Genomic DNA, 11,941 nt, shown 5'->3' on the forward strand with positions numbered 1-11,941 from the left:
ACCGCTAGCGTCCTGCCCACATACCCGCTAGCTGACGAGGTGACTGAGGTGCCCCTCCCGCCGTTGACGCCCCAGCAGCGAGCCGACGCCTTGGCGAAGGCCGCCGCAGCCCGTGCGACCCGCGCGGAAGTCAAGAACAAGCTGAAGTACTCCCAGACGTCTCTCTCGGAGGTCCTCAAGGCCGCCGAGAAGGACGAGGCCCTGAGCAAGCTCAAGGTCGTCTCCCTGCTCGAGTCGTTGCCCGGCGTCGGCAAGGCCACCGCCCGCTCCGTCATGGCGGACATCGGCATCTCCGAGGCTCGCCGAGTCCGGGGACTCGGACCGCACCAGACGGCGGCGCTGATCGAGCGGTTCGGCTGAGCGGCGTTCGTCACCCGGACGGCGGGCATGTCCCGCCGTCCAGACCTGGCAAGATGACGGGATGAGCCGTGTGGCCGACGACCCCTTCCCGGACCGCCGCCACGCCCGTCTCACGGTGCTGTCCGGGCCGACCGCCGTCGGCAAGGGCACGATCATGGCCGAGATGCGCCGTCGGGCACCCGACGTGTGGATCTCGGTCAGTGCCACCACGCGGCCGCCGCGGGCCGGCGAGGTGGACGGCGTGCACTACTACTTCCTCACCGCCGAACGGTTCACCGAACTGGCAGAGACCGGCCGCATGCTCGAATGGGCAGTGGTGCACGGGCGCCACCGGTACGGCACGTTGCGTGAACCCGTCGAACGCGAACTGGCGGCCGGCCGCCCGGTGTTCCTCGAGCTGGATCTGCAGGGCGCGCGCCAGGTGCGCGAGGCCATGCCCGATGCCCAGTTCGTCTTCCTCGCGCCGCCGAGCTGGGAGGAGCTGGTCCGCCGCCTGACCCACCGCGGCACGGAGGGCCCCGAGGAACGCGAACGGCGCCTCGCCACCGCCCGCCGGGAGCTGGCCGCCGTGGACGAGTTCGACCACGTCGTCGTCAACGACGACGTGGCACGCGCCACGGACGAGGTCCTCGCCCTCATGGGTGTCACCGAGGCGGTAGACTGAGCGACCGCATGTGTGCCAGGGCGACCGTTCGTGAGGCGGCGCCGGCACCGACACCCGAGCCCGGAGAAGGTCACCTTGTACGGAACCGTCGCCGCCCCTGAGGGCATCACCGACCCGCCCATCGACGATCTGCTCGAGCGGGTCGACTCCAAGTACGCGCTCGTCATCTACTCGGCGAAGCGCGCCCGGCAGATCAACACCTACAACGCGCAGCTCCAGGAGGGCCTCCTCGAGTTCGTCGGCCCGCTGGTGCCGGCCGCACAGGAGGACAAGGCGCTCTCGATCGCCATGCGGGAGATCAACGAGGGCATGCTGACCGTCACCAGCATCGAGGACTGAGGTGCGGGTCCTCCTCGGGGTCACCGGAGGCATCGCGGCCTATAAGGCCGCGCACCTGCTCCGGCTCCTCAAGGAGGCCGGCCACGACGTCCGGGTGATCCCGACCGAGGCCGCGCTCGAGTTCGTCGGGCGGGCCACGTGGGAGGCGTTGTCCGGACAGCCCGTGCGCACCGACGTCTTCTCCGGCGCGCAGGACGTCGACCACGTCGCGCTCGGCCGCGGCGCGGACCTGGTCATCGTCGCGCCGGCGACCGCCAACCTGCTCGCCGAGGCCGCCGCCGGCCTGGCGGACGACCTGCTGACGGCGACTCTGCTGACCGCCCGGTGCCCGGTGCTGCTGGCACCGGCGATGCACACCGAGATGTGGCTGCACCCGGCGACGGTGGCGAACGTCGCGACACTGCGTGGGCGCGGCGTGGTCGTGCTGGACCCCGACGACGGCCGGCTCACCGGCGCCGACTCGGGTCGGGGACGGTTGCCCGAACCGGAAGCGATCGCCTCAGCCGCCCTGGCGCTCGTCGCTGAGCAGGATCTCGCAGGGCGCCACGTCGTGGTCTCCGCCGGTGGGACGCGCGAGCCCCTCGACCCCGTCCGGTTCCTCGGCAACCGGTCCTCGGGACGGCAGGGGGTTGCCCTCGCCGAGGCGGCTGCGGCGCGCGGAGCGCAGGTCAGCCTCGTCGCGGCCAACGTCTCCGACGGCGTCCTCCCGGTGCATCCGCAGATCACCGTGGTCCCGGTCGAGACTGCGCTCGAGCTCCGCGACGCGGTGCGCGGTGCCGCCCGGGACGCGGACGCCGTCGTCATGGCTGCGGCCGTCGCGGACTTCCGACCCGTCGAGGCCGCGGGCGCGAAGATCAAGAAGCGGCACACCGATACCGGGCCGGCCGAGCCGGAACCGATCCGCCTGACCACGAACCCGGACATCCTCGCCGAACTCGCCACCGACCGGCCCCGGCCCGGCCAGGTGGTGGTCGGCTTCGCCGCCGAGACCGGCGACGGCGACGGCGACGCGCTCACCCACGGCCGCGCCAAGGCGCGGCGCAAGGGCGCGGACCTGCTCGCCGTCAACGAGGTCGGCGACTCACGCGGCTTCGGCGACGTGCCCAACGCGGTCACGGTGCTGGACGGCGCCGGCGAGGCGGTCGCGCAGGCGGCAGGGACCAAGGCCGAGGTGGCGGACGCGCTGTGGACTCAGGTGGCACGGCGCCTGCCTCCGGCGTCTACGATCGAGCGGTGACCTCGACGCCGACCCCTCCGCGCTCGTCAGACGACCGCCCACCGCTGCGGCAGTTCACCTCCGAGTCGGTCACCGAGGGCCACCCGGACAAGATCTGCGACCGCATCTCGGACTCGATCCTCGACGCGATCCTCGCCCAGGACCCGGCCGCACGCGTGGCCGTCGAGGCGATGGTCACCACCGGACTGGTGCACGTCGCCGGCGAGGTCACCACGGAGGCCTACGTCGAGATCCCGCAGATCGTGCGGGACGAGGTGCGCCGCATCGGCTACACGTCCTCGGAGATCGGCTTCGACGGGCGCTCGTGCGGGGTCGAGGTCTCGATCGGGCAGCAGTCCCCGGACATCGCCGGCGGCGTGGACACCTCGGAGGAGAAGCGCACCGGTGCCGAGTACCACGACCCGCTCGACGCCCAGGGCGCGGGGGACCAGGGGCTGATGTTCGGCTACGCGTGCGACGACACGGCCGAGCTCATGCCGTTGCCGATCTTCCTCGCGCACCGGATGGCCGAGCGGCTCGCGCAAGTGCGCAAGGGAGGGCTCGTGGCGGGCCTGCGCCCGGACGGCAAGACGCAGGTGACCATCGGCTACGACGGCGAGCGCGCGGTCAGCCTGGACACGGTGGTCGTCTCCACCCAGCACGATGAGTGGGTCCGCCCGGACATGCTGGCCAGCGCCATCCGTCAGGAGGTCGTCGCGCCGGTCCTGGATGCCGCCGAGATCGATCTGCGGACCGAAGAGATGAGGCTGCTGGTCAACCCGACCGGGAAGTTCGTCGTCGGCGGCCCGATGGGGGACGCCGGGCTGACCGGCCGGAAGGTCATCGTCGACACCTACGGCGGCATGGCGCGGCACGGTGGCGGCGCCTTCTCCGGGAAGGACCCCTCCAAGGTGGACCGCTCCGGTTCCTACGCCATGCGGTGGGTGGCGAAGAACGTCGTCGCCGCCGGTCTCGCCTCCCGGTGCGAGGTGCAGGTGGCCTACGCCATCGGCCGCGCGCACCCGGTCGGTCTGTTCGTCGAGACGTTCGGCACCGAGACCGTACCGAACGAGCGGATCGTCGCGGCGGTGCGGGAGGTCTTCGACCTGCGGCCGGCCGCTGTCGTCCGCGATCTCGATCTCATCCGGCCGATCTACCGGCACACCTCGGCCTACGGACATTTCGGCCGTGAGCTGCCCGAGTTCACCTGGGAGCGCACCGACCGGGTCGACGAGCTCCGCGCCGCCGTGGGGTGAACGGGCCCGTGGCCGCCATGTCCGACGACGACGGCACGCCCGAGCAGGGGGCACTCCTCGACCTGCCACCCGAGTCGCGCACGGTCGACGGCCGCGGCGTGACGAATCCGGTGGCCCGGGTCATGGTGGACACGCCGCTGCCCCACCTGGACCGCCCGTTCGACTACCTCGTCCCGCCCGAGCACGCTGACAACGCCGTTCCGGGGGCCCGGGTGCACGTCCGGTTCGCTGGCCAGGAACGGCCGGCGTTCGTCCTCGAACGCGGCAGCGAGACCGACCATGCCGGCACGTTGACGCCGATCCGACGGGCTTCGTCCCCGGTGCCCGTGCTCACCCCCACCGTCCTGCGCCTGTGCCGGGCCGTGGCGGAGCGTTACGCGGGCACGTTGATGGACGTGGTGCGCCTGGCCGTGCCTCCCCGGCATGCGAGCACCGAGAAGTCCGTGCTGGAGAAGGACCCCGGCGACGAGGGCGCGGCGGCAGTGCCGTCACCGGGCCCGCCGCGTGCGGACGCGTGGGCCCGGTACGTCGGGGGACCGGCCTTCCTCGGACACCTGGCAACGGGCGAGAGCCCACGTGCGGTGTGGTCCGCGCTGCCGGGACCCATGGGGCCCGCGGTCGCGGCGGCGGCCCGGGCGACCCGGGCGTCGGGGCGAGGTGTCCTCGTCGTCGTCCCCACGACGCGGCAGGTCGACGACGTCGTCGCCGCAATCCGGGAAGAGCTGCCCGACGAGCCCGTCGCCCGGTTGGTGGCCGACGACGGCCCAGCCCGCCGGTACCGCAGCTTTCTGCGCGTGCTGCTCGGGCAGGCCCGGGTGGTGGTCGGGACCCGCGCGGCGGCGTTCGCCCCGGTGACCGAGCTCGGGCTCGCCGTCGTGCTCGACGACGGCGACGACCGTCTCGAGGAACCGCATGCACCGTATCCGCACATCCGCCAGGTGCTGGCGATGCGGGCAGATCTCGAGCGGGCTGCCCTGCTGATCGGGGGCTACGCGCGCAGCGTCGAGGCGCAGCTGCTCCTCGAGCAGGGCTGGGCCCGGTCGGTGCAGGCGGAGCGTGCGGTGGTGCGCGAAGCGACCCCCCGGGTGGTCGCACCGTCGGAGGTCGACCTGGCACGTGAGGGCCCGGCGGCCGCGGCCCGCATTCCGCGGCCCGCCTGGGAGACGGCCCGCCGTGCACTCGAGCACGGGCCGGTGCTGGTCCAGGTGGCGCGCGGGGGGTACCTCCCGGCGGTCGCGTGTGCGCGGTGCCGCGAGCCAGCCCGCTGCGTGACCTGTCACGGGCCGTTGCGCCTCGACCGGCAGGGAGCGCCGCCCGCGTGCGGCTGGTGCGGGCGCCATGCCGTGGACTTCGCGTGCCCCGAGTGTGGCGGCACCTCGCTGCGGTGGGTCCGCGTGGGATCGGACCGGACCGCCGAGGAACTCGGCCGCGCGTTCCCCTCGGTTCCGGTAGTGGTCTCCGGGGCGTCCGCGTCACACGGGGTCGTCGAGACGGTCGATGAGACCCCACGGCTCGTGGTCGCCACGCCCGGGGCGGAGCCGGTCGCTGCCGGGGGCTACGCGGCGGCGCTCCTGCTGGATGCGTCGGTGACCACGGCCCGCCCGGAGTTGTGGGCGTCGGCCGAGGCGCTGCGGCGGTGGCTGGGCGCGGCCGCGTTGGTCCGGGCCCGCGCCGAGGGCGGCACCGTGATGCTGCTCGGACGACCGGCGCCGGTGCCGGCTCAAGCTCTCGTGCGGTGGGATCCGGCAGGGTTCGCGGCGCGCGAGCTTGCCGAACGGGCGGAGCTGTCGTTCCCGCCCGCGGTGCGGCTGGCCGCGCTCCAGGGGCCGCGCCCGGCAGTACGGTCCCTGCTGCGGCATCTCGGGCAGATCCCGGAGATGGAGGTCCTCGGTCCGGTTGACCTGGCGGACCAGGGTGACAACGTCCGCGCGCTGGTCCGCACCCCCCGACGTGTCGGCGGAGAGCTCACTCGCGCTCTGGTGCGCGCGTCGGCCGTGCGGAGCGCGCGCAAGGAGCCCGGGACCGTCCGCGTCCGCGTCGATCCGAACGATCTGTGGTGAGGGCGGGACACCACGTGGTCAGGTCCGGCGCCGGTGGTGAGGTGCCGCCGGCGGTGGCGGCCGTGGCGGCCGTGGCGGCCGTGGCGGCCGTGGCGGCCGGAGACCCTATGGTTGGGCCGTGAGCGACTCCACCGGGCACGACACCGTCGTGCTGGACCTCGGGAACGTGCTCGTGCAGTGGGAGCCGGCTCGCGCGCTGGCCGACGAGATGACGCCTGCGGAGTGGACCGTCTTCGCCGAGGCAGCCGACTTCCCCTCGCTGAACCTCTCCGCCGATGCCGGCGAGCCGATCGAGGCCGTGGTGGCTCGTGCCGCAGCCGCCGATCCCGAGCACGGCCGCATCCTGCGCCGGTACTACGAGAACTTCGCGGCGACCTTGGCCGGACCCGTTCCCGGGACGGCCGAGATCGTCGCGGAGCTCGCCGCGTCCGGTGTGCGGCTGCTCGGCCTGACGAACTGGTCGGCCGAGACGTTCCACCACGCGTCCGGAGCGGCACCGGTGATCGACACGCTGGAGGCGGTGGTGGTCTCCGGCCGCGAAGGGATGGTCAAGCCGGACCCGGGGATCTTCGGCGTGGTCGTCGACCGGTACGGCGTCGATCCCGAGCGGGCCGTCTTTGTCGACGACTCGCCGGTCAACGTCGCCGGTGCGGAAGCTGTCGAGTTCACCGCGCTGCAGTTCACCGATGCCGAGACGTTGCGCGACGACCTCGCCCGGCTGGGGCTGCTGTCCGCAGCACAGTGACGGCTCCGGCTCGGAGTGCTTCGTCCACAGGTTGCTGTAAGCCGCGCGGCCGTGTCGGTGGATCGCACGAGTGTTCGAGCATGTCGTTGAGGTTGCCGCCGCTGCCGTGTTGCCCGGACGGGTATGGCCCGTGCGCGGCCGAGCGTGCCGCGGTCGCGCGGGGCCGGGGGTTGGATCGGCTGGCGACGGCGGAGTCTCTGGCTCGGAGGGGTCCTGCGGCGTTGGCTCCGGGCGCGGATCCGGATGCGGACGATCCGGGGGTAATGTGGGCGTTGGAGGCCGAGTCCGCTCCGATCGAGCGGGCGTTGCTTGAGGTCGAGCACGCCGAGCGTCTCGCCCAGGCACAGGAGCAGCGGCAGACACAGCGGGCCGCGCGGGCTGAGCACGAGCAGCACGGCCAACGGGGCGACGAGGACGAGCACGACCACAACGATCGCGCCGATCACACCGAGCCGGTCGGGGAGCGGGCCCGCGCCGCCGGGCCCGGCTCCGGGCCGCCCTCCACCTCCCAGTCGCAGTCCGGTCCGTCATTCGAGGCCGCTCCCGGCCCGTACTCCGCTTCCGAGGCCGGCTCCACGTCCGCTCCGTCGTCCGCCGCGTCGTGCGTTTCCGGGTCCGGCTCGGGTGGGCCGGTGACGGGGTATGCAGAGATGGTCGGCCGCCTAAATGAGGAGGCGGTGATCGCTGATCTGGGGCTGGGGATCGCCGAGTTGGCCGGGATCGCTCCCGGGTTACGTCTGGCCGCGGCCCTAGATCAGGTCGACCTGGACGGGCTGTCTCGGGCGGGGCTGGTCGAGGTCATGGCCGCCTACAAACGCCTGGAAGCACACATCGCGGCCCGCGCGGCTCAGGCCGCCGGCCGACTGGCCGAGACCGCCCCGGTCTACCACCACCCGACCACCGGCCGGAAAGTCAACGCCGCCGGGGAAGAGATCGCGATGCGACTGGCGATCTCGCGGACGGAAGCATCCCGCTTGGCCCGGGTCGGCCGCGGCCTTGCCGGCCCCTTCCGCGAAACCCGCGAGGCGTTGGAGGCCGGGAAGATCGACTACCGCAAGGCCGAGACCGTGGTCACCACCCTGGACCAAACCCCGGAACCGGTGGCCTGGCGCGTCGAGGACGACGTCCTACCGGCCGCGGCCGATAGGACCCGCCCCCAGCTCCAGGAAGACCTCAACCACGCCCTGGTCGCGGTCGACCCGCACGACGCCGCCGACCGTCACCGACGCGCCCGGGCACGGCGCCGGGTCCAACGCCCCCGCCGACTGCCCGACGGGATGGCGTCACTGACCGCCGTGCTGCCCGGCGAAGAGACGATCCTCGTCGATCAGACCCTGGACGCGGTCACCCGCGCCGCCCAAGCCAGCGGCGACGAACGCTCCAGCGACCAACTACGCGCCGACGCCCTGACCGCCCTGACCCGCGCCGCCATCCACACCGGGCACACCGGAGACCACCGACCCCCACCCGAACCCCACGCCCACAGCGACACCGACGTCCAGAACGACCACAGCAACCGGCACGACCGAGACACCAGCCGCGATGGCCAGGACGGCCAGGGCCGCTACGGCCGGGCCACGGACGGTGCCGACCTGCTTATGGCACTCCACAACCTCCGCGCAGACGGTCGCCGCGCCAGCGGCCGTGATGCTACGGACACCGCTGCAGAGTCCAGCGGCAGCGAACTCACCGGCCCGGGCGAGCGGGACAGCGCCGAGCACCCCTCACGCAAACCCTCGAGCACTGGCCAGGGGACACGTGTGCCCACCGGGACCGACACGCCCGGCGCGAGGCCCGACAGTTCCGGCAATAGCCCGCCCGGCCTGACCGGCCCGGACCAGCCGGACGAGAACCGAGAGCACGACGAGTGTGACGCCAGCGTGCCCGAGCTGGACGTCCCGGCCGGGATCATGCTCGACCTCGCCGAGATCTCCCCCCTGCTGATGCGGATCCTGCGCCAACCACACGAACGCCTCGGCCTACCCACCCCACAAGTGCGCGTCACCGTCCCCCTCCGACTCCTGACCCCCGTAGCCCTGCCACACAACGCCAACGGCGACAACGGCATCAGCAGCAGCGACGGCCAGAGCAACGGCAACGGCAACGGCAACGGCAACGGCAACGGCAAGAGCGTCGGCGAGAGCGGTGGGGGAGCTGCGGCAATCGCGGACCTGATCGACCAGCCCGCGGCCGAGACCGCCCACCTGGACGGCTACGGCACCATCACCGACCCCACCGCCCAAGCCATGACCGCCTACGGAACCCTCCAGCGACTGGTCACCGACCCGATCACTGGCACCGTCCTCGACCACGGCCGCCGCCGCTACCAGCCCCCCAAAGCACTACGCGATCTCGTCAACGCCCGCGACCGCACCTGCATCCGACCCGGCTGCACCGTCCCCGCCACCGACTGCGAAATCGACCACACCATCGCCTGGTCCGCCGGCGGCACCACCGCCTACGCGAACCTCGGACCCGGCTGCAGCCGCGACCACCTCATCAAAACCATCGGCGCCATGCGCGTGACCCAACCGGAACCCGGAATCTTCATCTGGACCACCACCACCGGACACACCTACCGCCGCGAGATCGACGGCACCACCACCCTCATCGACGTCGCACCCCCACCCCCCGACCAACGGCCACGACATACCGACCAAGAACGACAGGCCGACCGTCCGGGCAGCGACCGAGCCACCGAGCGCCCCAGGCGAGGCCGACAAACAAAAGCGACAATCCCACCGACAACGAACCCCCACCCTTCTGAGGCGATCCGGTACAGAGCCGGGCGCAGCTCGTCGCCTCGGACAGGCGCCGGTGACTCCTAGACTCGGATCTCATGCGTCTGCTCTTCGCCGGTACTCCCGCCGCGGCCGTGCCGAGTCTGCGAGCCCTGCTCGACTCCGATCACGAGGTCGCGGCCGTGCTCACCCGGCCGGACGCGCGCCGGGGCCGTGGACGCACCCTGCACCCGAGCCCGGTGGCCCAGCTCGCCCGAGAGGCCGGCGTCGACGTCCTCGCGCCGCGCAGCCTCAAGGACGACTCGGTCGCCGAGCAGATCGCCGCGCTTCAGGTCGATGCCGCGCCCGTCGTCGCCTACGGCAACCTCGTCCCGCCGGCGCTCCTCGAGGTCCCGCGCCACGGCTGGATCAACGTGCACTTCTCTCTCCTGCCCGCCTGGCGCGGCGCCGCCCCTGTCCAACGTGCGCTCATCGCCGGCGACGACGTCACCGGCGCCAGCGTCTTCCGGCTCGAGGAAGGTCTCGACACCGGCCCCGTCTACGGGACCGTGACGGAGAACATCCGGCCGCGGGACACGGCCGGCGACCTGCTCGACCGCCTCGCACAATCGGGCGCCGGCCTGCTCGTCACCGTGCTCGATGCGCTCGAGGCCGGCACCGCAGACGCCCGCCCACAGCCGAACGACGGCGTGAGCGCGGCACCGAAACTTGACGTCGCGGAGGCGCAGGTCCGCTGGAGCGATCCGGCTCTGGCCGTCGACCGCGTCATCCGGGGCTGCACACCCGCGCCCGGAGCCTGGACGGTGCTGCCCGACGGGTCTCGCCTCAAGGTCGCTCCGGTCTCCCCGCGCCAGGATGTCACGGACCTGCGTCCCGGCGAGGTCCGCCCGGGTCGCCGGCAGGTGCTGGTCGGGACCGGATCGACCGCCGTCGAGCTGGGGCAGGTCGCACCCGCCGGCAAGTCGTGGATGCCCGCGGACGCGTGGGCCCGGGGTGCCCGGCTGCCGGAGGAGACGATCCTGGGGGAGAGGGCGTGAGCCCCGAAGGCCGCGGTGAGCGACCTCGCCGCCAGCACCGGCCGAACCGGGCCCACCGGTCGAACGGGGCCCACCGGTCGAACCGGACCCACCGACCGGACCGGTCACGCCTGACCGCCTTCGAGGTGATCCGCCGGGTCGCCGAGTCGGATGCGTACGCCAACCTGGTCCTCCCCGGTCTCCTGCGCGAGCGCGACATCACCGCCCGCGACGCCGCCTTCGCGACCGAACTCACCTACGGCACGCTACGCCTACAAGGCCGCTACGACGCGATCCTGGCGCACTGCACCCGCGGACGCGCGCTCGAGGACCTCGATCCCGAGGTCCTCGACCTGCTGCGCCTCGGCGCGCACCAGCTCCTGGGCATGCGAGTGCCGGTCCACGCCGCGGTCTCCCAGACAGTGGCCCTGACCCGACACGTCGTCGGCCCCGCACCGACCGGGATGGTCAACGCCGTGCTGCGCACGGTCGCGGAGACGCCGCTTCAGACGTGGCTGGACCAGCTCGCCGCCGAGGCCGAGGACGACGTCGCGCGCCTGTCCGTGGCCGAGTCCCATCCCGTGTGGGTCACCCGAGCGATGCGGCAGAGCCTGCTGAGCGAACTTGAGGCCGCTCCCGGTCGATCGAGTGACATCACCGGCGAGCTCGCCACCCTGCTCGCCGCGGACAATCGTCCCCCACGTGTCGCACTGGTCGCCCGCCCGGGACTGATCGAGCCCGACGATCTGGCCGACCAGGTCGAGGCGCAGACCCGGCAGCGGCCGGCGCGTGGCGCCTACTCGCCCTGCGCCGTCGTACCCGGTGCCGGGGACCCCGGCCGGCTCCCGGCGGTCGAGGCCGGCGCTGCCGGCGTCCAGGACGAAGGCTCGCAACTGGTCGCCCTCGCCCTGGCGGCCGCCGAGCTGGAGGGGCGGGACGAACGGTGGCTCGACCTGTGCGCGGGCCCGGGCGGCAAGGCAGCTCTCCTCGGCGCCCTCGCTGCCGGCCGGGACTGCCGCCTCCTGGCCAACGAGGTCGCACCGCATCGCGCCGGCCTCGTCCGCGGCTCGACCGCCGCCGTCCCGGCGGGGACCGTGGAGGTCCGCATCGGCGACGGCCGCTCACTCGGCGCGGAGCAGCCCGGCGAGTTCGACCGAGTCCTCGTCGACGCACCGTGCACCGGACTCGGTGCGTTGCGTCGCCGGCCCGAGTCGCGGTGGCGGCGCAGTCCGGCCGACCTGGCCACGCTCGGGTCCCTGCAGCGCGACCTGCTGACCTCTGCGCTCGAGGCGGTCCGCGTCGGCGGCGTCGTCGCCTACGTCACGTGCTCCCCGCACGTGGCCGAGACTCGGCTCGTGGTGGAGGACACGCTGCGCAGATCGGGCGGTGCTCAGCTGCTCGACGCCTCCGAGGTCACCCGCACCGTCGCCGTGTCCGATCCCGACCTGACCGGTCCGTACGTCCAGCTCTGGCCGCACCGCCACGGCACCGACGCGATGTTTCTCGCCCTGCTGCGCCGGACGGCCTGATCCACGATGCCTCGA

General features: G+C 73.0%; 10 protein-coding genes. All 10 read left to right on the plus strand.

What is annotated here, in order from left to right; translation table 11 throughout:
• Positions 1-48 precede the first annotated feature (48 nt).
• The 10 genes from mihF to ACFSE6_RS15275 all read left to right on the plus strand — a co-directional run bounded on the left by mihF (position 49) and on the right by ACFSE6_RS15275 (position 11,926).
• Positions 49-360: an integration host factor, actinobacterial type gene (gene mihF, locus ACFSE6_RS15230; protein WP_388009142.1), complete on the plus strand. Its 312-nt coding sequence runs from the start codon at positions 49-51 to the stop codon at positions 358-360.
• 61 nt (positions 361-421) lie between these two features.
• A complete protein-coding gene (gene gmk / locus ACFSE6_RS15235) occupies positions 422-1,024 on the plus strand; it encodes a guanylate kinase (protein ID WP_388008971.1) in 603 nt (200 codons plus the stop codon).
• A gap of 75 nt (positions 1,025-1,099) precedes the next feature.
• Entirely contained in the window at positions 1,100-1,363 is a 264-nt protein-coding gene (gene rpoZ / locus ACFSE6_RS15240) for a DNA-directed RNA polymerase subunit omega (RefSeq protein ID WP_388008974.1), read from the plus strand.
• Position 1,364: 1 nt separating this feature from the next.
• Positions 1,365-2,600, plus strand: a complete 1,236-nt coding sequence (coaBC, locus tag ACFSE6_RS15245) for a bifunctional phosphopantothenoylcysteine decarboxylase/phosphopantothenate--cysteine ligase CoaBC (protein ID WP_388008977.1) — start codon at positions 1,365-1,367, stop codon at positions 2,598-2,600.
• Entirely contained in the window at positions 2,597-3,835 is a 1,239-nt protein-coding gene (gene metK, locus ACFSE6_RS15250) for a methionine adenosyltransferase (RefSeq protein WP_388008980.1), read from the plus strand. The genes coaBC and metK overlap by 4 nt, the downstream gene beginning before the upstream one ends.
• A gap of 17 nt (positions 3,836-3,852) precedes the next feature.
• The gene (locus ACFSE6_RS15255) at positions 3,853-5,895 is read left to right on the plus strand and encodes a primosomal protein N' (protein ID WP_388009145.1); all 2,043 of its coding nucleotides are present in this window, start codon (positions 3,853-3,855) and stop codon (positions 5,893-5,895) included.
• A gap of 118 nt (positions 5,896-6,013) precedes the next feature.
• Complete coding sequence (locus ACFSE6_RS15260; RefSeq protein ID WP_388008983.1) at positions 6,014-6,640, plus strand: HAD family hydrolase; 627 nt, start codon at positions 6,014-6,016, stop codon at positions 6,638-6,640.
• 263 nt (positions 6,641-6,903) lie between these two features.
• Entirely contained in the window at positions 6,904-9,468 is a 2,565-nt protein-coding gene (locus ACFSE6_RS15265) for an HNH endonuclease signature motif containing protein (RefSeq protein WP_388008986.1), read from the plus strand.
• Between the two features lie 11 nt (positions 9,469-9,479).
• On the plus strand, positions 9,480-10,418 hold the full coding sequence (gene fmt, locus ACFSE6_RS15270) for a methionyl-tRNA formyltransferase (protein ID WP_388008989.1): 939 nt from the start codon (positions 9,480-9,482) through the stop codon (positions 10,416-10,418).
• Positions 10,415-11,926 (plus strand): RsmB/NOP family class I SAM-dependent RNA methyltransferase, encoded by a 1,512-nt coding sequence (locus ACFSE6_RS15275; RefSeq protein WP_388008992.1) that lies wholly within the window; start codon positions 10,415-10,417, stop codon positions 11,924-11,926. The genes fmt and ACFSE6_RS15275 overlap by 4 nt, the downstream gene beginning before the upstream one ends.
• The last annotated feature ends 15 nt before the right edge of the window (positions 11,927-11,941 follow it).

Origin of the sequence: Georgenia deserti (genome assembly GCF_042680605.1) — a bacterium.
GTDB lineage: Bacteria > Actinomycetota > Actinomycetes > Actinomycetales > Actinomycetaceae > Allobogoriella > Allobogoriella deserti.